Here is a 22,881-nt window from a genome sequence, read left to right as displayed (position 1 = left end):
CGAACACCTTATGTCACAGACTCATATTGCAGCAGGTGCCACAGAGCGGACACCGGAGCAGCAGGAAGCACTGCATGCCATTGAACGTCTGGTTGCATTTGCCTTGCAGAAACAATTAATTGAGGAAGCGGATTGGGATTACAGCCGCAACCTCTTGCTGGAACAATTCGGATTCTCGGAGCCTTATGCCGGCGAGTTGGACACAACAGTGCCCGATGGTCCACAGGCGATGCTGGATACGTTGATCGATTATGGATTTACCATTGGACTCATTCCTGAAAATAGCGATACGTTCCGTGATTTGCTGGATGCCAAAATCATGGGTCATTTGATGGCACGCCCATCGGAAGTGGTACGCGCATTCCGCCACACCGAGCAGACGGAAGGCATTGAGGCGGCCACATCTCAATTTTATGACTTGTCGATTAACTCCAACTACATTCGGATGGATCGCATCTCGAAGAACGTCTATTGGACGCAGGATACGGCTTATGGGGAGATGGAGATTACCATTAACCTCTCCAAGCCGGAGAAAAGCCCGAAGGAAATTGCCATGGCGAAATTGCTTCCGCCACCGATATATCCAAAATGCCAACTGTGTCGTGAAAATGTAGGCTATGCGGGTCGAGTAAATCACCCAGCCCGTCAGAATTTGAGAGTCATTCCGCTGGAGCTTAACAACGAGCCTTGGTTGTTCCAGTACTCGCCATATGTGTACTACAACGAGCACTGTATCATTTTCCATCATGACCATGTGCCGATGAAACTGACCAAAGATACGCTGCGCAGGCTGCTTGCTTTTGTTGGGGAGTACCCGCATTACTTTATCGGGTCTAATGCAGATCTGCCGATCGTTGGCGGTTCTATCCTGACACATGACCATTTCCAGGGCGGACGTCATACGTTTGCCATTCAAAATGCACAGCCAGAGGCAGTCTTCCGCCATGCGGATGCACCTGGACTTACTTTGAGTCTTGTGAAATGGCCAATGTCCGTCATGCGTCTGGCTTCACACGATCCTGCAGAGCTGCTTGAAGCCGGTAACGCTGTATATGAAGCGTGGAAGGTTTACAGTGATTCGGCTGTGGATATCGAAGCATTCAGTGAAGTAGACGGTGAACAGGTACCACACAATACGGTAACACCAATCGTTCGCCGCAGTGCAGACGGTGGCTACGAGATGGATCTCGTTTTGCGTAACAATCGCACGAATGATGTGCATCCTGAAGGGATTTTCCATCCTCACCGTGAGATGCACCATCTGAAGAAAGAAAACATTGGTCTGATCGAAGTGATGGGACTTGCCATCCTGCCGGGCCGTTTGAAGGAAGAGCTGGACAGTATCGCGGATATTCTCGCTGGAGATGCCAAACTTGCTGAAGCAGCTAAAGCTTCTGATCATGTGTTGAACAAACATCTGGGCTGGGCCGAAGAGTTGGTTGAACGATTTGGGCCTAACCTGGACAAAGAACAAGCCATTTCCATCGTACAGCAAGAAGTCGGCTTGAAATTTGCCGAGATTCTCGAACATGCAGGTGTCTACAAATATGATGAAGCAGGACGCCAGGCTTTCCGTCGTTTTGTAAGCAGCATGGGATACACGGAATAGGAATCAACATAATTAACATAACCCAAGAACACCCGCCCAATCATGAGCGGGTGTTCTTGTCTTTCTTGATATTTGTGTGCATTGGAATGAACTTCCGAGCCAGTTATAATGGAGTGAAGTCCTAGAGTACCACAATGAATTGAGGAAATGGGGTTAATATCTTGGAAAAGCAGGCATTGGATATTACGTTGATTACAGATGCTGAGGAACTGCAAGGCATGGTGGGTGAACCGCATGAACATGTGCGTAACAAGGCAATTTCATTTGTGGATTCACATGTTCAGAATTTTTTATCCATGTCACCATTATTTTTCCTCTCCACGTCCGATCATAATGGTAAAAGTGATGTATCTCCACGGGGCGATGGAGCAGGATTCGTAAAAGTGTATGATACATATCGACTCGTTTATCCAGAACGCCCAGGCAATCGAAGGATAGACTCCTTGTTGAACATTCTGTCTGACCCAGGTATTGGTATGCTCTTTCTGATTCCGGGAATGAATGAAGTGCTGCGTATCAATGGTACAGCTTCCATCACCAAGGATGAAGAATTCATTGCGAGCATGGGATGGAGTGGTAAAACCATAGGTGCAGCTGTCATTGTGGATGTGGAAGAGTGCTTTATTCATTGTCCACGAGCATTCAAACAGGCTGGGTTATGGGCCCATGAAACATGGGTGGACGCTGAGGATTTGCCTTCAACGAGCGAGATGTTTAGAGCACATTTGGAGATTAACGGATTGTTATAAAGTGAGTGGCTATCGATTTGTTTTTCTATAAACGGGGTACTATAATTGGAGTTGCACAAAAAATTCTAAACTCCATTGGAGGCGACAATAGATATGAGATCATTCCAATTCTATAATCCAACCCGTCTGATATTCGGTAAAGGACAACTGGAAGCATTAAAGACAGAAGTGCCGAAATACGGTAAACGGGTTCTGCTTGTATATGGTGGCGGCAGTATCAAACGCAGTGGGCTGTACGATCAAGTGATCGGATTGCTTAAGGAAGCTGGAGCAGAAGTGACTGAACTGGCAGGCGTTGAACCTAACCCACGTCTTTCTACAGTGCATAAAGGGGTAGACCTTTGCAAAACGAATAACATTGACCTGATTCTCGCTGTAGGTGGCGGTAGTGTACTGGACTGCTCCAAAGCGATTGCTGTAGGTGCTAAATATGATGGCGACATGTGGGATTTTGCTCAGCGCAAAGCCGTTGCACAAGACGCTCTTCCGCTTGGTACCGTATTAACGATGGCAGCAACGGGTTCAGAGATGAACTCCGGTTCGGTTATTACGAATCAGGATACACAAGAAAAGTTGGGCTGGGGTAGTGCATACTCATTCCCTGCATTCTCCATCCTGGATCCGGTGAATACATACACTGTTCCACTGGACCAAACGGTATATGGTATGGTGGATATGATGTCCCACGTATTGGAGCATTACTTCCATCTGGATGCCAACACACCGGTTCAACTCGGTTTCTGTGAAACGATTCTGCGTACGGTAATGGAAGCAGCGCCTCGTCTGGTTGAGGATCTGGAGAACTATGAACTGCGCGAAACGATTCTGTATTGCGGAACGATGGCATTGAATGGTGTGCTGAATATGGGTCTCGCAGGAGACTGGGCAACACATAATATCGAACACGCGGTATCCGCAGTGTATGATATCCCGCATGGTGGCGGACTGGCGATCTTGTTCCCGCACTGGATGAAACATAACCTGGATGTCAATGTGGATCGATTCAAACGTCTGGCAATTAATGTATTCGAAGTGAATCCTGAAGGCAAGTCGGACAGACAGATTGCCGAAGAAGGTATCGATGCGCTGAGCCAATTCTGGACATCCATCGGTGCCCCTAACCGTTTGGCTGATTACGATATCGATGATAGCCAGATCGATGTTATGGCTGATAAAGCTATGTTGTTTGGTCCATTCGGTAACTTCAAGAAACTGCAACGGGAAGATGTTGTATCCATCTACAAGGCTTCTCTGTAATTCTATAATCACATACAAGTGAAAGGACACATCCTGTTGTCCAAAAACCGCAAGTCTCCTTTATGGGGGCTTGCGGTTTTTCTATGTGTTGGATGCGTACGCGAATGATGGAGGATCTTGAAGCATGAAGTAAAGAATGTCGTGATAATACCCATTATCGGCTCCAGAATACATTTGAGGAAAGATTTTGAAACATTTTGATGTTAGCTACGTATTTATTTACATGTGGAATGCCCAGTTAGGATGAATTTGCGGCAGAGAGAGGAGGAACAGGGGATGGAGACGATCTATTGGGGGTGTCTGATCGGAGGGGCCATATTTGCGGTTGTCAGCCTGGTGCTGGGTGACTTGATTGACGGCTTGCTGGACGGGGCTTTTGAGATGCCAGGTCTTGATTTTTTCAAACCCGTTGTGTTAGCTGGTTCCATTACAACCTTCGGTGGGGCAGGCATTATGCTGACACGTTACAGTTCATTAAGTGCGATGTCGGGTCTAATATTATCCCTGCTTATAGGTATTGCTGCAGCCATGCTGGTATTCTTCGCATATATCAAACCGATGCGTAACAGCGATGTCTCGATTGCATTTTCAATGAAAGAGTTATCTGGGAAAATTGGGGAAATTACCATTCCGGTGCCGGAAAAAGGGTTTGGTGAAGTAATGATCCGCTTTGCATCCGGCAGTACGATTCAAACGGCATCCAGTTTTGAACACCTCCCCATTGCGGCGGGAGCCCGTGTTGTTGTTGTGGATGTCGTAGATGGCGTACTACGTGTGTCGGAATGGGATGAAAATGTACTTAAAGATTTATAAAGTATTCTTGTCACCTAAGTAGTTTTGAGCACTCATCATGAATGAATAAGGGGAGAGATGTGGAATGGATAGTTTGAATTTGAATTGGGATGTATTGTTGATTCCTATAGTTGTGGTTGCTGTAATACTGATTCTGGGCTTGGCTTTCTGGGCGAGATATAAAACGGTTGGACCGGATGAAGCGATGATCGTTACGGGGTCTTTCCTGGGTAGCAAGAATATCTCCGATGATGATTCTGGCCGAAAAATTAAAATTGTTCGTGGTGGCGGTGCATTTATCCTGCCCGTGTTCCAGCAATCGGAGTTCATCTCTTTGTTGTCCCACAAGCTGGATGTCTCTACACCTGAAGTGTACACGGAGCAAGGGGTTCCGGTTATTGCTGACGGTGTAGCTATTATCAAGGTTGGAGGCGCTGTAGAAGACGTTGCTACGGCAGCTGAGCAATTCATCGGTAAACCTGTAGAAGCGCTGAGAAGCGAAGCACAGGAGGTACTGGAGGGGCATTTGCGGGCCATCCTCGGTACAATGACGGTAGAAGAAGTATATCGGAACCGGGATCGTTTCGCACAAGAGGTTCAAGGCGTAGCCGCTAGAGATCTGAAGAAAATGGGTCTGCAAATTGTCTCCTTTACCATCAAAGATGTTCGTGACAAACAGGGTTACCTGGATGCTCTCGGTAAACCAAGAATTGCGGCGGTGAAGCGTGATGCCGAGATTGCCGAAGCGGAAGCGATGCGTGATGCACGTATTCAAAAGGCCAATGCAGAAGAGCAGGGTCAAAAAGCAGAGTTGCTGCGTGATACCAATATCGCTGAGGCAGCCAAAGAGAAGGAACTGAAAGTAGCCACATTTAAGCGGGATCAGGATACAGCCAAAGCGGAAGCTGATCAGGCATACCATATCCATGAAGCACGTGCTAGACAAACCGTAGTGGAAGAAGAAATGAAAGTTGAACTCGTTCGTAAAGAACGTGAGATCGATCTCCAGGAAAAAGAAATTGTCGTACGTGAGAAGCAATATGATGCTGAAGTGAAGAAAAAGGCAGAAGCGGATCGTTATGCGGTGGAGCAGGCTGCCGAGGCGGATAAAGCCAAAAGAATGCGGGAAGCCGATGCTGTGCAGTATTCCATTGAAACACATGCCAAAGCAACAGCTGAACAGAAGCGACTCGAAGGTCAGGCCATGGCGGATGCAGAACTTGCTAAAGGTACAGCGGATGCAGAAGTTATTCGTTTGCGTGGTCTTGCAGAAGCCGAAGCGAAGGAAAAACTGGCCGAGGCGTTCCAGAAGTTTGGCGAAGCGGCTGTACTCGATATCATTGTCAAAATGCTGCCTGAACTGGCTGGCAAAATTGCAGAGCCAATTGCATCTATTGATAAACTGACGGTGGTAGATACAGGTAAAGGTGAAGGTGCAGCGCGAGTGAGTAACTATGTTACCGAACTTATGGCGACGGCTCCAGAGATGCTGAAGAGTGTATCCGGCATCGATGTAGAGCAGCTGATTAAAGGCCTTACCAAGTCCAAAACACCTGCTCCAGTTGCCATTCAACAGAGCGAGGCTGTTACAACTCCTTCTATTATCGACAAGATTGTGGAGAGAGCTGGGGTTGACGAGTAAGAAGTACTTCGAATCTTGCATGGTTGCTCTATTGACCTTAAGGCGAATTTTTGTTACTTTTTAAGCGAGACGTCCGGCGCGGATTGCCCGCTCCGGGTGTCTTTTCGTTCGTAACAGGGTGTGACTTAATCGCACCTAAGATGGTGTGAAAAAAGAGGTGCAAACAATGAGCAGCCTGCATGTAGATAAAGCGCTAAATAATAATGTAATCATTGCACAGCATCCTGAACACGGGGAAGTCGTTGTTATTGGAAAAGGCATTGGCTTTAACCGAAAACCTAGTGATCACATTCCATTGATGGCTGTGGAGAAAATGTTTATTCTGAAAAACCAGCAGGAGCAAGAGCAGTACAAACAGCTTCTTCCACAGGTGGATGAAGCGCTGATCGAGATTATTAACGAAGTTATTACGTATATTGCAGAGCGTACAGATGTTCCTCTGAATGAACATATCCATATTGCATTAACCGATCACATTTCTTTCGCGTTAAAACGCAAAGAGCAGGGTATTGTCATACAAAATCCATTTTTATATGAGACTCGCGAGATTTATCCGGAAGAATATCGAATGGCAGATTACGCCATTCGTCTGATCAAAGAGAGAATGGGCGTAGATCTCGGGATGGACGAGATTGGTTTTGTTGCGCTCCATATCTATAGTGCAATGACCAATCAAAATATATCCCAAGTACGTGAGCATTCTCAATTGATCACGGATTTGGTGAACCTGGTGTCTAATCAACTCGATTATTCGTTTGAAACGGAATCGCTTGATTACTCTCGTTTGCTGACTCATCTTCGGTTCGCTCTTGAGCGTGTTCGCCGTGGAGACAAAGTGGAAGAGCTTCATAAGTTGGATTCCCTGCTGAAGTTGGAGTATCCCGAAATGTACTCGCTTGCATGGAAACTGACCAAAGTGATGGAGAAAAGACTGAATCTGCCTGTTTATCCTGCAGAGGTAGGCTATCTAACCATTCACCTGCAACGGCTGAATCAGCGGAAAGAAGAAGAGGATAAGTGACCAGTGATGGAATGACGGATTGATTTTTTTGGTGTAAAGGCTTGCAATAGATTAGAACTGGTGCTACAATGGTGTCCGTAATCAAGCAACTGAATAAACATAAGCGACGTGTTACTGACTCGATCAGGCATGAGTTAATTTGAGTGTGATTGTTCTTACCTTATACAGGGTATGCTATACCCGAAGGTTGGCACAGTTCACTTTATTAATTCATGCCTTTTTTTGTGTTTCCTTGCTTGCATCACGACATATAACTTAGACGAAAGGGAGATACGACGCGATGTTTAAAAAGCTTTTTGGTGTATTGCAAAGAGTAGGTAAAGCTCTTATGTTGCCTGTAGCCATTCTACCTGCGGCAGGATTGCTGCTTGGAATCGGTAACATGCTGGTTAATCCAGATTTCTTGCAATATGTAACGGCGCTCGACACCCCTTGGGTGAATTCGATCGCAACAATTATGATGAACGCAGGGCAGATCGTATTCGACAATCTGGCATTGCTGTTCGCCGTCGGTGTAGCCGTCGGATTGGCTGGTGGCGAAGGGGTTGCGGGTCTTGCAGCCATCATCGGTTATCTGGTCATGAACGTCACACTGGGTACAGCCGTAGGGGTTACACCAGCAATGATCGGCGAAGTACCGGGTTATGCCAGCATTCTGGGTATCCCAACATTGAGTACAGGCGTGTTCGGAGGTATTATCATAGGTATTGCCGCCGCGCTCTGTTACAATCGATTTTTCAAAATTGAACTGCCGTCCTACCTGGGTTTCTTTGCAGGTAAACGATTTGTTCCGATTGTCACTTCGGTTGTTTCCCTCTTGTTGGGGTTAGTTCTGGTGATTATCTGGCCACCAATTCAAAATGGATTGAATGCTGTGTCTCACTTCATGGTCGATACAAGCCCGACATTGTCGGCATTTATCTTCGGTGTCGTGGAACGGTCATTAATTCCGTTTGGTCTTCACCACATTTTCTACTCCCCATTCTGGTTTGAATTCGGTGAGTATGTGAACAAAGCTGGAGATGTCATTCGTGGTGACCAGCAAATCTTCTTCAATCAATTGCGTGATGGTGTTAACCTCACAGCGGGAACATTCCAAGTTGGTAAATTCCCGTTCATGATGTTTGGTTTGCCAGCGGCCGCTCTTGCGATGTACCATGAAGCAAGACCGGAACACAAAAAGTATGTTGCAGGTATCATGGGTTCAGCTGCGCTGACCTCGTTCCTGACAGGGATTACAGAACCACTTGAATTCTCGTTCCTGTTTGTAGCACCAATCCTGTTTGCAGTACACTGTATCTTTGCAGGTTTGTCTTTCATGACCATGCAAATTCTGGGTGTGAAGATCGGTATGACCTTCTCCGGTGGGTTCATTGACTTCCTGATCTTTGGTATTATTCCAAACCGTACACCATGGTGGGACGTTATTATTGTCGGATTGATTCTCGCGGTAATCTATTACTTCGGTTTCCGGTTTATCATCCGCAAATTCAATCTCAAAACACCAGGACGTGAAGATGCAACGCCTGAAACCGAATCTGGTGGAGGCTCCGGTTCAACGGATGATCTGCCCCATAATATTCTCGAAGCTTTCGGTGGCAAAGAAAATATCAAACATCTGGACGCTTGTATTACTCGTTTGCGGATTGAAGTTAATGAGAAATCCAATGTGAAAAAAGATCGTTTGAAACAATTGGGTGCATCTGGTGTGCTTGAAGTGGGTAATAATGTTCAAGCCATCTTCGGAACACGTTCCGACACGATCAAATCTCAAATGCAGGATATCATTGCAGGACGAACACCAGCACCAACGCCAGTAGCAGCCAAACCAACTCCAGAAGAGGAGAAGGCACAAGGTGAGCAAGGCGAGCGTATCGTTGCTGAGGACATCGTCATGCCAGTCAATGGTGAGTTGTTGGACATTACGAATGTACCTGATCCAGTCTTTGCTGAGAAAATGACAGGTGATGGATTCGCAATTTTGCCACATGATGGTACAATAACTTCTCCTGTGTATGGTAAGGTGTTTAATGTATTTCCAAGCAAACACGCCGTGGGCATCATGTCCGACGGAGGCAAGGAAGTGCTTGTTCATATAGGTGTCAATACGGTGAAGCTGAAGGGTCAAGGCTTTAACGTACTGGTACAGGAAGGTGATCTGGTATCGGCGGGTCAGCCGATTATGGAAGTGGATCTGGAGTATGTGAAAGCAAACGCTCCATCGATCATTTCGCCAGTTATTTTCACCAACCTGCCAGAGGGCTCCACGGTAACCCTGAAGAAGAGTGGAGTGCTCAAAGTTGGCGATCAGCCAATCATTGAGATAAAATAAGAAGTGTTACGACGATGGCAAGCAAGTGTAAATATATGCAATGCCTAAACCAAACTACTGAAAGTGAGATGATTGTAATGCAACAAACATTCAGAATTACAGACGAAGATGGTATCCACGCACGTCCGGCGACAGCCCTGGTTAATACAGCAAACAAATTCAAAGGTGCAGAATCCTTTGCAGAAGCTAACGGTAAAAAAGTAACGTTGAAATCCATTCTGGGTGTTCTTTCCCTCGGATTGGAACAAGGCGACACCATCAGCATTATCGTTGAAGGCGAAGGCGAAGCTGAAGCTCTTCAAGCTTTGACTGACGTTATGGTTAACGAAGGGTTGGGCGAAATTAATGCTTAATGTCTCCGGGATCGCGGCTTCGGCGGGTATTGCTATCGCCAAGGCGTTTATCTTGGAGCATCCTGACTACTCTGTAGAAAAACGCCAAATTAACGACGTTGACGCAGAGATCGCAAAACTCGACTCAGCACTGGGCAAGTCCCAGGCTGAGCTTGAGGCGATCAAAGAGCGTACTTTACAAGAGCTTGGCGAGAAAAAAGCAGAGATTTTTGCTTCGCATTTGCTCATTTTGAATGACCCGGAATTGATTGATCCGGTTAAAGCGAGTATTGCTGATAACATGATCAATGCAGAATATGCTTTGAATGAAACGGCATCGCAATTTATCTCCATGTTTGAGAACATGAAGAGTGCCTACCTGCAGGAACGTGCAGCAGATATGCGTGACGTTACCAAACGTGTGCTAAATCACTTGCTTGGTATCGACTTCATGAGTCCGGCTGAGATCAATGAAGAAGTGATCGTGCTTGCGGAGGATCTGACGCCTTCCGATACGGCTCAATTGAATCGCCAATTTGTTAAAGGTTTCGCAACTAACATTGGTGGACGTACTTCTCACTCAGCGATCATGGCTCGCTCTCTTGAAATTCCAGCTGTTGTTGGAACCAAGGACATCTTGGCTCAAGCGAAACAAGGCGATATGATCATTGTTGATGGTCTGGATGGTCACGTACTGGTTAACCCTACTGATGAAGTTATTGCTGAATACCGTACCAAACAGGAACAGTATGATGCACAACGTGCAGAGTGGAGAAAACTGCGTGATGAGCCAACAGTAACCGTGGACAACGTTCATGTTGAACTTGCAGCCAATATCGGTACACCAAATGATGTAACGGGTGTTCTGGAGAATGGCGGCGAGGCTGTAGGCCTGTACCGTACCGAGTTCCTGTACATGGGTAGAGACAAGCTTCCTTCCGAAGACATTCAGTATAATGCTTACAAAGCGGTACTGGAAAAAATGGAAGGCAAACCTGTTGTTGTTCGTACACTCGACATCGGTGGAGACAAAGAACTTCCATACCTGGATCTGCCAAAAGAAATGAATCCATTCCTCGGTTTCCGAGCAGTTCGTCTGTGTCTGGACCGTCTGGATATCTTCCGTACACAATTGCGTGCATTGCTGCGGGCAAGCGTACATGGAAACCTGCGTGTCATGTTCCCAATGATCGCAACACTGGGTGAATTCCGTGAAGCAAAAGCTGTCTTGCTCGAAGAGAAAGAGAAGCTGGTTGCTGAAGGTATTGCTGTTTCTGACAGCATTCAACTCGGAATCATGGTCGAAATTCCTTCGACTGCAGTTCTCGCGGATCAGTTTGCCAAAGAAGTGGATTTCTTCAGTATCGGAACGAACGATCTGATTCAATACACTATGGCTGCAGACCGTATGAACGAACGTGTATCGTATCTGTACCAACCTTACAACCCAGCCATTTTGCGTTTGGTTAAAATGGTTATCGATGCAGCGCATCGTGAAGGCAAATGGGTTGGCATGTGCGGTGAGATGGCAGGAGACGAAACAGCAATTCCATTGCTGCTCGGCCTTGGATTGGATGAGTTCAGCATGAGCGCAACATCCATTCTGCCAGCTCGTAGTCAGATCACCAAGCTGTCCCGTGCGGATATGCAGGAACTGGCTGCTAAAGCTCTGGATATGCAAACGGCTGAACAAGTCGTTGAATTGGTTCAAAGCATTCAAGCATAATGTAATTTTAAGGGGTTTCCACCCGATTTTAAGGGTTTCTTTTTCCGATAAAAAGCTGCAGTCGTGCAGCAATTTTGCCGGTATCCGCGATTCATTGTGGATATCGGCTTTTTTTGTTATGAGCGGGATAATCTGATTCGGAGGGAAGGCAATTCGAAAAGCTCTTGCTGATTGGAATGTCAGCAAGAGCTTCTGTGAGAACAATGATTAGATTAACTGCAAGCGCAGTTCAGTACAGGTTTACGAGCTGCTGTTGTTTCATCCAGACGAGTGACCGGTGTTCCGTAAGGTGCGTTGAGTACCAATTCAGGTGTCTCTTCCGCTTCCTTGGCAATCCGTATCATCGTATCAATAAACCCATCCAGTGTTTCTTTGCTTTCGGTTTCTGTTGGCTCGATCATGATGCATTCCTCAACGTTGAGCGGGAAGTACACCGTTGGCGGATGATATCCAAAATCAAGTAATCGTTTGGCAACATCCAGTGTACGCACACCATACTGCTTCAATCCCCGACCAGACATGACGAATTCATGTTTACATACCCCTGGATACGGAATCTCGTAGTAAGGTGCGAGACGGGCCATCATATAGTTGGCATTCAGTACCGCACACTCCGATACACGGCGTAAGCCTTCCGGTCCATAGGTGCGAATGTAGGCATAGGCACGTACCAAAATACCGAAGTTGCCATAATACGCTTTGACCCGGCCAATGGATTGATCTCCTTCACGGTCCAGTGAATACACACCATCATCATTCTTGATCACCATCGGTTTAGGCAGGAACGGGATCAGACGGTTCTTCACCCCGACGGGTCCGGCACCAGGTCCACCACCGCCATGAGGCGTGCTCATCGTTTTGTGCAAGTTCAGATGCACCACGTCAAAGCCCATATCACCCGGACGGGTAATGCCCATAATGGCATTGGAGTTCGCGCCATCGTAGTACAGCAAGCCACCAGCCTGGTGTACGATGGATGCAATCTCCTGAATGTCTTTCTCGAACAAACCCAGTGTATTCGGGTTCGTCAGCATCAATGCTGCTGTATCCGTACCAACGGCTGCACGGAGTGCGTCCAGATCAACCAGTCCATCTGCGCGGGATGGAATCGTCACGGTCTCAAATCCTGCAACGGTTGCACTTGCCGGGTTGGTACCGTGAGATGAATCGGGCACGATGACTTTGGTACGTTGTTCACCACGACCTTCGTGGTACGCACGAATCATCATAAGTCCAGTCCATTCTCCATGGGCACCAGCGGCTGGTTGTAGGGTTACCGCATCCATACCTGTCAGCCCCGCAAGGTCATTTTGCAATGTATATAACAGTTCAAGTGCACCTTGAATGCTGGATTCATGCTGATAAGGGTGGATTTTGGCGAAACCATTGTAACGTGCAACATCCTCATTAATCTTCGGATTGTATTTCATCGTACAAGAACCCAGCGGATAAAATCCGTTATCTACGCCGAAATTACGACGGGACAGCGCAGTATAGTGTCTGATAACATCTACCTCAAATACTTCTGGCAGTGCCGCTGCTTCCGAACGGAGCATTTCCCGGGGAATCAACGTATCAACAGCCTGACGAGGAAAGTCACATTGCGGCAGGGAATAAGCGACACGTCCAGGGCTGCTAAGTTCAAAGATCAATGATTGTTCCGGAGCAGGAGATAAGGTCTGTGCGCTGAATGTTGTAGCTGTCTCAGATTGAGCCGGAGTGGATACTGATGCACCCATTTCAGATTGTCCTTGTATCGATGTTGTCGTTGTTGTCGTTTCCTGAGTCACAGCGATCCCTCCAATACTCGTGCAAATTCGTCGATCTCTTCTTTGCTACGTCGTTCGGTAACAGCAATAAGCATATGTCCGGCAAGCTCCGGATAATCACGTCCAAGTTCATAGCCACCAATAAAGCCCGCATCCAACAGTTTCAACTGAAGGGCATCCACGTCAGTTCCTTCAGGCAGCTTAATCACAAATTCATTAAATGTTGGCGCCTTAAACGTCAGGCTAACACCGGGAATCGCAGTTAATGTATTTAAGGTGTAATGACTCTTTTGCAGATTCAGATCCGCGACATCGATCATGCCTTGTTTACCCATGATGGACATATATACAGATGCGCTGAGCGCAAGCAAAGCCTGGTTGGAACAGATGTTGGATGTCGCTTTTTCGCGGCGGATGTGCTGTTCACGCGCTTGCAGTGTGAGTACAAATCCACGTTTGCCGTTGCGATCCGTTGTCTGGCCTACAATTCGGCCAGGAATCCGGCGCATATGAGGCTGGGATACGGCGAAATATCCGCATGTCGGGCCGCCGAGTGAAGCGGCGATGCCGAGGGGCTGTGCATCGCCAACGACGATGTCGGCACCCAGCTTGCCTGGGGCTTCCAGCAGACCCAGCGATAGCGGGTTAGCACTTACGACGAGCAGGCCCTTGTGCGCATGCACAAGGTCAGCCGCTTGTTTTACATTTTCCACGGCACCAAAGAAGTTCGGGCTCTGGATCATGACAGCTGCGGTATCATCCGATATGGCGGCTTGCAGGGCATCCCAGTCCGTGACCCCATCCTTATAACCGATCTCGATAATCTCCAGACGGAGTCCGTGCGCATACGCCTGCAATACCTGACGGGCTTCCGGATGAACGGTACGGGATACGATAAGCTGTTTGCGACGAGTTGCCGCTGCGGCCAGATTACCTGCTTCAGCAAAGGCGGTTGCGCCGTCATACATACTGGCATTGGCTACAGCCATACTGGTTAATTCACAAATGTAGGATTGAAATTCGAAAATGGCCTGTAGTTCACCTTGACTGATCTCAGGCTGATAAGGTGTGTAGGCAGTGTAGAACTCGGAACGTGAAATGACATGATTGATGACGGAAGGAACATGATGATCGTATATGCCTGCGCCGAGGAAGCTGGCGTGTGTTTCGAAATTGGCGTTGGCACCAGCTTGTTTGGACATGTGCCGTGTCAGCGCATATTCATCAAGTTTGGAGGATACGGGCAGCTCGCCCTGATAACGAATCTCCTGAGGAATGTCCTGAAACAGTTCCTCCAGCGTATCCACACCGATGGTTGCGAGCATGGCACTCTGATCCTGTTCTGTCATGGGAATGTAGCGGTGCTTGCTCATGATTGATCAGCTCCTTGAGTAAGTGTCTTTGACGTACGTGTCCGTTTATGAAAAGGGGTCTTTACGACCTCGGCTTTCAGTTTCTTCCCTCGGATCTCAATCTCAAGCGGGGTTCCCAGCGCAGCGTATTTGCTGTCGATGAGGGCAAGCCCCAGATTACGCTTCAATGTAGGTGATTGCGTGCCTGTTGTCACTTCACCGATCTGTACGCCTTCGGCGTAAATCGGATAGTGGGGGCGAGGAATACCGCGCTCCAGCACTTCGATGCCGACCAGTTTACGGGCGGGCCCGTCATTTTTTTGCTGTAACAAGGCTTCGTGTCCGATAAAAGGTCCAGCATTCAGTTTCACAAACATACCAACGCCAGCTTCTAGCGGAGAGATCGTTGCAGATAATTCCTGCCCATACAGAGGCAGCTTGGCTTCAAAACGCAGCGTATCCCTTGCACCAAGTCCAGCGGGAACCAGCCCGTGCTCTTCTCCAGCCTGCATTAATCCATTCCAGACCATAGCGGCCTGATCCGCAGGAACATATAGTTCAAAGCCATCTTCACCGGTATAACCGGTACGGGACAACAGCAATTTTACTCCACAGACTTCGGCATCCTGCACAAAACGAAACGGTTCAATCGTGGATACATCCGTTTCGGTAACTTTTCCGATAATATCCACAGCCAGTGGACCTTGCAGGGCGAGTAGCGCCGTCTGCTCCGAATCGTTGGTCATGTTTACGCCAGGGATCAAGTGCTCTTGCAGCCACGCCCAGTCCTTGTCGATATTGGAGGCGTTAACGACGAGCATATAATGCTGATCTTCCAGCTTATACACGAGCAGATCATCCACCACACCACCATCTGGATAACACATCAGGGTGTACTGGGCTTGACCGGGAACCAGCGTGGTTACATCATTGGTTGTCATTTGTTGCAAAAAAACTTCAGCCTGCTCACCCTGTACAGTGAATTCGCCCATATGGGATACATCAAACAGTCCAGCACGCTCACGCACCGCTTCATGTTCTTTCTGGATTCCGCTGAATTGCACCGGAAGCTCCCAGCCTCCAAAATCAATGCACCGTACGCCTTCGTATTGCTGATACAGGGGAAAGAGTGGTGTTCTAAGCAAATCGGACATCAAATCACCTCGTCATGGGCCGTCAAACGGCCGAATATGCAATCGTGGATCAATGAACCAGGGTATTTTTTAATTTTTCAGCTAGAAGTCATTCGTAGATAAGTATGGTAAGGCAACTATGGCAGCGCCGATTGAAATCCTGTTTTTCGTTTTTTTGGGAAAAAGGAAAAGGACAGGCCAAAGAATCGGCATGCCAAGTAGCACGCTGTATTCTAAGGCTCTGTCCCTTGTACCTGAGAGTTACCCCGCTGTATTTACAACAGGTTTCCCCTTGGGTGATCATAACGCCCGTACAGGGCGAATAGATGCTCTCCAGAGTTGCGTCCCGTAAAAGTCCTTTTGCCTGAGAGATTCACCCCCGCTTATCGGTGGTTTACTCCTTCGGCGTTACCTCATGTACATCCCGAATCGGGTGTCACGGGTAATCTCTCCCTTTACATTCATCCGCGGGTATAACATAGTCCATTAAACACATTTACTCTCCTCATTAAAACGTGAATCCACTACTGATGTCAAGAACGATATCATTGATATTGAATCAAAACCGAATATTTATTATATTTTAAATGATATTGTTCGTGTATTTAAAAAGACTGCGCTTACTATTCTAGTTTTCACCAGTATATGTAGAAAGAGTGTATTTAGGTTACGGTTTGGAGAGGCCGTTATCAAATAAATTGTGAGGTATCTTGACATTTGAATCCGAAATATCATACGCTATGTTCTGGGAAAAAGGTTAAGGTCAAAGAACGCATGCACTCATTAATGAAAAGCGAGGCGGATATCGATGAGCGAATTGAAAAGTGATTTCCTGTACAGTGAAGAGCACGAATGGGTGCAAACCGTAGGGGAGGATACTGTACGTATTGGCATTACCGAGTTCGCGCAGCATCAGCTGGGTGACATTGTGTTTGTGGAATTGCCTGACCTTGAATCCAATGTAAAAGCAGAAGACAGCATTGGAACGATTGAATCGGTCAAAACGGTGTCGGACTTGTTCTCTCCCGTCACAGGTTCAATTATTGCAGTGAATGATTCGTTGCAGGACTCGCCTGAACTTGTGAACAGTTCTCCTTACGAGGAAGGCTGGATGATTGAGATCCGTGTTGAGGGAGATCTGACAGCAGCGTTGTCTACATTGATGAATGCAGATGCGTATCGTAAACATACGGAAGAATAGGCTCAACGGACTTGTACTTATTAACATATACTTTATAAAATAATGAAATTAGCTTCATATTGTTTCGACCTGTGTGAGCCGGATGCTTGCACAGGTTTTTTGTGCTTTCCAGGAATGGTTTTGAATAGGGATCGAGGCAGATTAGGGATGTAAATCACCTGATTGGACCAAGCTATAGGTTAGAAAATGATGCTGGAAATGACAAAAGTCATAGGCAGGAAAAGCCTTGTGTACCAATGGTTTTAGCCATTATGCATCAATAAAAACGATTACATAACCTAATGTTGTCATCATTGTTCATGACGAAAGTACGCTTTCATTTCATTGAACAGGAGAGCATTCTCGCTTAGGATTACAGCAGGGGAGAAATGATACCCCTTTCATAAGTCATAATCACTTGATCCAAGGAGGATAATACAATGAGTAATTTGGACCAATCGTCCAATTCCAAAGGTGGGCTACGGGTAGGTGTGCAACGTTTTGGCCGATTCCTGAGTGGTATGGTCATGCCGAATATGGGAGCGTTCATCGCTTGGGGATTAATTACGGCCATGTTCATTCCAACAGGCTGGTTCCCTAACGAGACACTAGCACAGTTAGTTGATCCAATGATTAAATATTTGCTCCCACTGTTAATTGGTTACACCGGGGGTACGATGGTGCATGGTCAGCGTGGTGGTGTCGTAGGTGCCATTATGACCATCGGGGTCATCGTGGGTAGTGATATTCCGATGTTCCTCGGTGCCATGATTGCCGGACCACTGGCAGCATGGATCATCAAAAAGTTCGATAAATCCATTGAAGGTAAAGTTAAAGCCGGATTTGAAATGCTGGTTAACAACTTCTCAGCCGGTATTATTGGCGGGATCTTGGGGATTTTTGCTCTACTGGGTATTGGGCCAGCTGTAGAAGCGATTAGCAAAGTATTGTCTGCCGGTGTGCAAGGTCTGATGAATCTGGGCTTGCTACCGCTGGTCAACCTGATTATCGAACCAGGTAAAGTGTTGTTCCTGAACAATGCAATCAACCACGGTATTCTAACACCAATTGCAACAGATCAGGCAAGAGAATTAGGACAATCTGTTCTATACATGCTTGAATCCAACCCGGGTCCGGGACTTGGTATCTTGCTTGCTTACTGCTTCTTCGGACGCGGAATGGCCAAATCTTCTGCACCAGGTGCCGTTATCATTCATTTCTTCGGGGGAATTCATGAGATCTACTTCCCTTATATTCTGATGAGACCGATTCTGATTCTTGCCGCAATCGCGGGTGGCGTCGCAGGTACATTAACATTCATGCTCACCGGAGCAGGACTTGTTTCGGCACCATCACCGGGTAGTATTATCGCGTATTTCCTGTTAACACCAAAAGGTGGATACCTTCCAATGCTCGCAGGGGTGCTTGTAGCAGCAGTCGTTTCATTCTTGATTGCAGCAGTGTTGCTGAAAACGGGTAAACAAAAGGACGAAGATTTGGAGTCCGCATCCAGTCGGATGAAAGACATGAAGAGTCAAGGAAACGTACCGAACGCTGGCATTACAGCTAGTCATCGTGAAGCAGACAGAGCTTCAGATAAGGCTTCTTCTACAGTGAAAACAGATGTGAAGAAGATTGTCTTCTCCTGTGATGCAGGCATGGGGTCGAGTGCCATGGGTGCTTCCATTCTCCGCAAGAAGATGAAGGCAGAGGGGATTGACGTTACGGTGACCAACACGGCCATCAGTGATATCCCGCCGGATGCAGATGTGGTAATCACACAACAAATATTAACCGATCGTGCCCGCTCCGTTGCGCCGAACGCAGAACATATATCCATCGACAACTTCCTAAAAAGCCCGGAATACGATGCGCTTGTTGAACGTCTGAAGTAATTGCGCGCAATCGTTTTCCCTGAGCCGGAGGCTGAGATATGAGTATTACCAAAAGACAACGTGAAATCGTGGAGTTTCTGCTGGAGCATCCACATGAAGTCACTGCCGGTGAAATTGCCGTTGAAGTAAAGGTTAGTACCCGAACGGTTCACCGGGAGCTGCAAATGATTGAACAATGGCTTGAACCTTTGGGCATGAGGCTGGAAAAAAAATCAGGAACCGGTATCCGAATTGATGCCAGTTCCGATGATCTGGCTGTATTGCGCCAGCAACTGGAGGGTAAAGAATATGTAGAGTTTACGCCGGAAGAGCGTAAGCTCTTCATGCTTTGCATCCTGCTTGATGAAGCGGAGCCTGTGAAATTACTCGCTCTGGCTTCGGATTTGAAAGTGACCGTATCCACCGTAACCACAGATCTGGATGATCTGGAGTCACGGATTCGTCAGGCGGGACTGAAGCTGGTTCGCAGACGTGGATATGGCGTCAAGATTAACGGGAGTGAGACGATTCATCGCACAGCCATAGCTGCACTTGCTTTGGAATTTCTGGATGAATCCGACCTGTTCGGAAGACAACCTGAACAAGGTGGCTCCATCGTAAACCAAAAATTGCTGGATATGATTGGACACGGTGATGTGCTTACGATCGAAAATGCGTTATGGCAACCAGATATCGAATGGCTGGAGAACATCCCGGAACGCCAATACATGAAGCTGCTGATTCAATTATCCGTCGCAGTTGTACGTATTCGTAAAGGCTTTGGCATTGGCCGTATTTCTCCGCGAGAGAACATGGAAGATGCAACTGCAGAGCAGGATGAGATGAAGGTTCCACCTTATATGGCTTCCCGCTTATGCGGTGTGTTATCCACTCAACTGGGGCTGACATTCTCCCAAGATGAGCAAGCTTATTTTCACAGATTATTAGTTGAGACAGAGCAGCGAATTCACTCTTCGCGGCTGTTGCCAATCGACGACTTGATTTTACTGGACAGGGTACATTCACTGATTGATCAGATGCAGGCAAGAACGCATTACACCTTTCATGAGGATCGATTGCTTCGTGAAGGTCTGCTTGGTCATATGCAACCTGTAATGGAGCGAATTGAAGGGCAACAGATGATACGTAATCCGCTACTGCAGCAGATTCGCAAAGATTATGACTCCCTGTTCGAAGAGGTCAAACAATCTGTTGGGCAAGCTTGGCCAGGCACAGACGTTCCGGATGAGGAAATTGGTTTCTTAGTCATGCACTTTGGGGCTTCCATCGAGAGGTTGCGTACATTGAAACGGGAGATCAGGGCGATCATCGTGTGTACAAGCGGAATTGGATCATCACGCATGCTATCCAGCCGATTGTCCAAGGAGATTCCCGAGATTCGAATCATGGATAGCGTGTCCTGGTATGAAGCTGCCCGGATACCTACAGATCAGTATGATCTGGTGTTATCGACGGTCGATCTGCCGATGGATGAGCATCAGTATTACAAAGTGAGTCCACTGCTTACGGCAGAAGAGAGCGAACGTCTGCGTCATTTTATCCGAACAACAACGTTACAACGACAGCATAATAAGCCCCGTGAAGCAGAGGTTCAGACAACAAGTCGTTACTCAGACCCTGATGGAATGGAAGCTATTTTAGTTGAAATCGTCCGAATTATCGGCAAGTTTCAGGTGTACCCGCTGGATAATCAGGATATCGGGTTCTATAAAACGGTGTATGCGATGTGCAACGTGCTCCATGGAACGGGCGTGTTGAAGGAGCCAGAGGAGATCGCAAAACGGCTGGAGGCACGTGAAGCAGTGGGGAGTCAGAAGATTCCCGGCACAAGACTTGCTCTGTTTCATACACGAAGTGAGGGAATATACAGGCCGTCCATTAGCTTGTTTCAGCTCACGGAACCACTTCTTCGTACGCCGGATGATCCGGCAGGAGTTACCCATGTTCTTTTGATGCTCGGTCCGAGAGAATTATCCAAGGAAAGCCTGGAGGTTCTCAGTGAGATTAGTGCCCTGTTATTGCAGGAAGAAATGATTATATTGCTGGAAAAGGGAATCAGGGATGAACTCATTCATTACCTTTCCCAGGAACTCGTTGGATTCTATCGCAGTAAAACCGAAATTGGAGGTCAACCACTATGAGTATGTTAACAACAGATAAAGTCATCATGAATGCGACGGCTCAGGACAAATACGAAGCGATTCGTATGGCAGGACAGATTCTGAAGGATGCGGGACATATTACCGCTGATTACATTGAGAAGATGATTGAACGTGAAGAGATTGTCTCAACCTATGTAGGGAACGGTCTTGCGATTCCGCACGGTACGAAGGAATCCAAAGCATTCATTTTATCCACAGGCATTTCCGTTATTCAGTACCCACAGGGTGTTGATTTTGGCGATGAGAAGGCTTATATGGTCATTGGTATCGCGGCTCAAGGCGGGGAACATATGGAGATCTTGACTAGCATTGCGGTGATCTGTGCTGAGGATGAGAACATGGAGGCCCTGCGTCTCGCGAAAACAGCCGAAGAAGTTATCGCTATTCTGGAAAGTGAAATGGAGCTATGAAGGCCCTACACTTTGGCGCAGGTAACATTGGACGCGGTTTTATCGGATTAATCCTCTCCCGGGCAGGGTATGAGGTGATTTTTTCAGACGTGAATCAGACATTGGTAACCACTCTCCAGCAACGAGGTCAGTATACGGTGGTACTGGCTAACGAGAGCAAGGATCAGGAGACCGTGACAGGTGTAAATGCGATCGATGGAACTCAGCTGGAGACGGTTGCCCAAACCGTTGTGGAAGCTGATCTGATCACAACCGCAGTGGGCGTGGGCGTACTGAAACATATTGCACCAGGTATTGCGAAGGGACTTGAAAAAAGACTGAATTCCGGTCCTGCACAAAACCCTCTTCACATTATTGCTTGCGAGAACGCCATTGGAGCCAGTACACAATTGAAAGAGCATGTATATGCTCTGCTCAATGATGAGACACGTTCCCTTGCGGATCAGTACGTGTATTTTCCAGATTCGGCCGTAGACCGGATCGTGCCTATCCAGCATCATGAAGATCCTCTGCATGTGCAGGTGGAGCCTTTTTACGAGTGGGTGGTAGATCGTTCCCAGATGGCCCCGGCCTTCAAACCGGTTGAGGGCATTCTGTATGTTGATGATCTGGAGCCTTATATCGAACGGAAGCTGTTCACGGTGAATACAGGACACTGCGTTGCAGCATATATCGGTCATGTACACGGGTATGACACGATTCAGAAGGCTATTGCCGACGAGAAAGTGAAATCGATTGTATACGGTGCTTTGCAGGAAACCGGAAAAGTATTGGTGAAGCGTTTTGCATTCAACCCGGAAGAGCATGAGCAGTATATTGTCAAAATATTGGGACGGTTCGTCAACCCGTATCTCACTGATGAGGTTACTCGTGTTGGTCGTTCCCCGCTGCGCAAATTGTCTCCGAATGATCGTCTGGTTCGCCCTGCCCTTCAGGCATATGCGGATGGAACCGAAACGATCTATCTGGCTATGGGCATGGCAGCAGCCTGCAAGTTCGATGTCTCCGATGATCCGGAAGCAGTGGAATTACAGGACATGATTCGCCAGAAGGGAATTACAGCTGCGCTCCACCATTACACGTCGATGGATGAGCATCATCCGGTGCTTGAACAGGCTGTTGCCCAGTATAACCAAATGTAAGAGCAGCGGTAGCCAGCTAACAATATAGATGAGGCATAATGAAGAAGAGCCATACAGTTGTTAACTGTGTGGCTCTTCTTTTGGTTGATGTTTATCGGCATATTCATCCAAACAGCGCTGACATATACACGATTTTCGGCGCTGTTCTGCCGGAATGCGGTCAAATACACCCTCGGGGAAAGTAGCCCGGTTACACCAGCATTCCGAATGAGGATGTCCTGCGGCATAAGAACAGCGATTAGCTTCACCGCATAATGGGCAGACAAGAACATCGATTGGGATGTGCTCTTGATCGTCTTGTTCTGCAGACATACAGTTCTTCCCTCCCTGTGGAATAGCTACGAGCTGAAGTTGAACATACTGCTCCCAGTATAACAG

The 22,881-nt window shown here is 47.3% G+C and carries 18 protein-coding genes and 2 riboswitches; of the genes, 14 read left to right on the top strand and 4 right to left on the bottom strand.

What is annotated here, in order from left to right; translation table 11 throughout:
- Positions 1-10 precede the first annotated feature (10 nt).
- The 9 genes from NLBNIHML_RS10300 (at position 11) to ptsP (ending at position 11,460) form a co-directional block, all read left to right on the top strand.
- Entirely contained in the window at positions 11-1,609 is a 1,599-nt protein-coding gene (locus NLBNIHML_RS10300; RefSeq protein WP_494354328.1) for a UDP-glucose--hexose-1-phosphate uridylyltransferase, read from the top strand.
- Positions 1,610-1,770: 161 nt separating this feature from the next.
- On the top strand, positions 1,771-2,358 hold the full coding sequence (locus NLBNIHML_RS10295; protein ID WP_472476668.1) for an MSMEG_1061 family FMN-dependent PPOX-type flavoprotein: 588 nt from the start codon (positions 1,771-1,773) through the stop codon (positions 2,356-2,358).
- Between the two features lie 93 nt (positions 2,359-2,451).
- On the top strand, positions 2,452-3,615 hold the full coding sequence (locus tag NLBNIHML_RS10290; RefSeq protein ID WP_339236914.1) for an iron-containing alcohol dehydrogenase: 1,164 nt from the start codon (positions 2,452-2,454) through the stop codon (positions 3,613-3,615).
- Between the two features lie 276 nt (positions 3,616-3,891).
- A complete protein-coding gene (locus NLBNIHML_RS10285; protein WP_017686844.1) occupies positions 3,892-4,428 on the top strand; it encodes an NfeD family membrane protein in 537 nt (178 codons plus the stop codon).
- 64 nt (positions 4,429-4,492) lie between these two features.
- Complete coding sequence (gene floT / locus NLBNIHML_RS10280; protein WP_339256947.1) at positions 4,493-6,049, top strand: flotillin lipid rafts scaffold protein FloT; 1,557 nt, start codon at positions 4,493-4,495, stop codon at positions 6,047-6,049.
- Positions 6,050-6,215: 166 nt separating this feature from the next.
- On the top strand, positions 6,216-7,070 hold the full coding sequence (gene glcT / locus NLBNIHML_RS10275) for a glucose PTS transporter transcription antiterminator GlcT (RefSeq protein WP_339256945.1): 855 nt from the start codon (positions 6,216-6,218) through the stop codon (positions 7,068-7,070).
- Positions 7,071-7,350: 280 nt separating this feature from the next.
- The gene (ptsG, locus tag NLBNIHML_RS10270) at positions 7,351-9,402 is read left to right on the top strand and encodes a glucose-specific PTS transporter subunit IIBC (protein WP_494354327.1); all 2,052 of its coding nucleotides are present in this window, start codon (positions 7,351-7,353) and stop codon (positions 9,400-9,402) included.
- A 77-nt stretch (positions 9,403-9,479) separates the two neighbouring features.
- Positions 9,480-9,755 (top strand): HPr family phosphocarrier protein, encoded by a 276-nt coding sequence (locus NLBNIHML_RS10265; RefSeq protein WP_036617010.1) that lies wholly within the window; start codon positions 9,480-9,482, stop codon positions 9,753-9,755.
- On the top strand, positions 9,748-11,460 hold the full coding sequence (ptsP, locus tag NLBNIHML_RS10260) for a phosphoenolpyruvate--protein phosphotransferase (protein WP_339236905.1): 1,713 nt from the start codon (positions 9,748-9,750) through the stop codon (positions 11,458-11,460). The genes NLBNIHML_RS10265 and ptsP overlap by 8 nt, the downstream gene beginning before the upstream one ends.
- 212 nt (positions 11,461-11,672) lie before the next feature.
- On the opposite strand, the gene gcvPB is transcribed toward ptsP, so the two are convergent.
- The 3 genes from gcvPB to gcvT are packed head-to-tail and all read right to left on the bottom strand — an operon-like array spanning position 11,673 to position 15,735.
- Positions 11,673-13,250, bottom strand: a complete 1,578-nt coding sequence (gene gcvPB / locus NLBNIHML_RS10255; protein WP_494354326.1) for an aminomethyl-transferring glycine dehydrogenase subunit GcvPB — start codon at positions 13,248-13,250, stop codon at positions 11,673-11,675.
- Entirely contained in the window at positions 13,247-14,602 is a 1,356-nt protein-coding gene (gene gcvPA / locus NLBNIHML_RS10250; protein WP_494354325.1) for an aminomethyl-transferring glycine dehydrogenase subunit GcvPA, read from the bottom strand. The genes gcvPB and gcvPA overlap by 4 nt, the downstream gene beginning before the upstream one ends.
- Positions 14,599-15,735, bottom strand: a complete 1,137-nt coding sequence (gcvT, locus tag NLBNIHML_RS10245; RefSeq protein WP_339236900.1) for a glycine cleavage system aminomethyltransferase GcvT — start codon at positions 15,733-15,735, stop codon at positions 14,599-14,601. Before gcvT ends, gcvPA begins: the two co-directional genes overlap by 4 nt.
- 218 nt (positions 15,736-15,953) lie before the next feature.
- Positions 15,954-16,053: riboswitch (glycine riboswitch) on the bottom strand.
- Positions 16,054-16,056: 3 nt separating this feature from the next.
- Positions 16,057-16,179: riboswitch (glycine riboswitch) on the bottom strand.
- Positions 16,180-16,522: 343 nt separating this feature from the next.
- Here gcvT and gcvH point away from each other — a divergent pair.
- The 5 genes from gcvH (at position 16,523) to NLBNIHML_RS10220 (ending at position 22,503) form a co-directional block, all read left to right on the top strand.
- A complete protein-coding gene (gcvH, locus tag NLBNIHML_RS10240; protein WP_145150142.1) occupies positions 16,523-16,915 on the top strand; it encodes a glycine cleavage system protein GcvH in 393 nt (130 codons plus the stop codon).
- A gap of 419 nt (positions 16,916-17,334) precedes the next feature.
- Positions 17,335-18,789 (top strand): PTS mannitol transporter subunit IIBC, encoded by a 1,455-nt coding sequence (locus tag NLBNIHML_RS10235; RefSeq protein WP_339256937.1) that lies wholly within the window; start codon positions 17,335-17,337, stop codon positions 18,787-18,789.
- Between the two features lie 38 nt (positions 18,790-18,827).
- Positions 18,828-20,930 (top strand): BglG family transcription antiterminator, encoded by a 2,103-nt coding sequence (locus tag NLBNIHML_RS10230; RefSeq protein WP_494354324.1) that lies wholly within the window; start codon positions 18,828-18,830, stop codon positions 20,928-20,930.
- Positions 20,927-21,361 (top strand): PTS mannitol transporter subunit IIA, encoded by a 435-nt coding sequence (locus NLBNIHML_RS10225; protein WP_339236891.1) that lies wholly within the window; start codon positions 20,927-20,929, stop codon positions 21,359-21,361. The genes NLBNIHML_RS10230 and NLBNIHML_RS10225 overlap by 4 nt, the downstream gene beginning before the upstream one ends.
- The gene (locus NLBNIHML_RS10220) at positions 21,358-22,503 is read left to right on the top strand and encodes a mannitol-1-phosphate 5-dehydrogenase (protein WP_494354323.1); all 1,146 of its coding nucleotides are present in this window, start codon (positions 21,358-21,360) and stop codon (positions 22,501-22,503) included. Before NLBNIHML_RS10225 ends, NLBNIHML_RS10220 begins: the two co-directional genes overlap by 4 nt.
- A 60-nt stretch (positions 22,504-22,563) precedes the next feature.
- Here the strand turns inward: NLBNIHML_RS10220 and NLBNIHML_RS10215 are convergent, their stop codons facing one another.
- Positions 22,564-22,815 carry a cysteine-rich CWC family protein gene (locus tag NLBNIHML_RS10215; RefSeq protein WP_339306113.1) on the bottom strand — a complete coding sequence of 84 codons (252 nt, stop codon included), beginning with the start codon at positions 22,813-22,815 and terminating at the stop codon, positions 22,564-22,566.
- Positions 22,816-22,881: the final 66 nt, after the last annotated feature.

It is taken from the genome of Paenibacillus sp. JNU01, assembly GCF_059130585.1.
Note: the sequence above shows the minus strand (reverse complement) of the source record. Positions and strands in the feature narration are given on the sequence as shown.

Coding starts and splice junctions, on each gene's coding strand:
- NLBNIHML_RS10300 (WP_494354328.1), top strand. CDS start 11: ATGTCACAGACTCATATTGCAGCAGGTGCCACAGAGCGGACACCGGAG.
- NLBNIHML_RS10290 (WP_339236914.1), top strand. CDS start 2,452: ATGAGATCATTCCAATTCTATAATCCAACCCGTCTGATATTCGGTAAA.
- NLBNIHML_RS10285 (WP_017686844.1), top strand. CDS start 3,892: ATGGAGACGATCTATTGGGGGTGTCTGATCGGAGGGGCCATATTTGCG.
- floT (WP_339256947.1), top strand. CDS start 4,493: ATGGATAGTTTGAATTTGAATTGGGATGTATTGTTGATTCCTATAGTT.
- glcT (WP_339256945.1), top strand. CDS start 6,216: ATGAGCAGCCTGCATGTAGATAAAGCGCTAAATAATAATGTAATCATT.
- ptsG (WP_494354327.1), top strand. CDS start 7,351: ATGTTTAAAAAGCTTTTTGGTGTATTGCAAAGAGTAGGTAAAGCTCTT.
- NLBNIHML_RS10265 (WP_036617010.1), top strand. CDS start 9,480: ATGCAACAAACATTCAGAATTACAGACGAAGATGGTATCCACGCACGT.
- ptsP (WP_339236905.1), top strand. CDS start 9,748: ATGCTTAATGTCTCCGGGATCGCGGCTTCGGCGGGTATTGCTATCGCC.
- gcvPA (WP_494354325.1), bottom strand. CDS start 14,602: ATGAGCAAGCACCGCTACATTCCCATGACAGAACAGGATCAGAGTGCC.
- gcvT (WP_339236900.1), bottom strand. CDS start 15,735: ATGTCCGATTTGCTTAGAACACCACTCTTTCCCCTGTATCAGCAATAC.
- gcvH (WP_145150142.1), top strand. CDS start 16,523: ATGAGCGAATTGAAAAGTGATTTCCTGTACAGTGAAGAGCACGAATGG.
- NLBNIHML_RS10235 (WP_339256937.1), top strand. CDS start 17,335: ATGAGTAATTTGGACCAATCGTCCAATTCCAAAGGTGGGCTACGGGTA.
- NLBNIHML_RS10230 (WP_494354324.1), top strand. CDS start 18,828: ATGAGTATTACCAAAAGACAACGTGAAATCGTGGAGTTTCTGCTGGAG.
- NLBNIHML_RS10225 (WP_339236891.1), top strand. CDS start 20,927: ATGAGTATGTTAACAACAGATAAAGTCATCATGAATGCGACGGCTCAG.
- NLBNIHML_RS10220 (WP_494354323.1), top strand. CDS start 21,358: ATGAAGGCCCTACACTTTGGCGCAGGTAACATTGGACGCGGTTTTATC.
- NLBNIHML_RS10215 (WP_339306113.1), bottom strand. CDS start 22,815: ATGTCTGCAGAACAAGACGATCAAGAGCACATCCCAATCGATGTTCTT.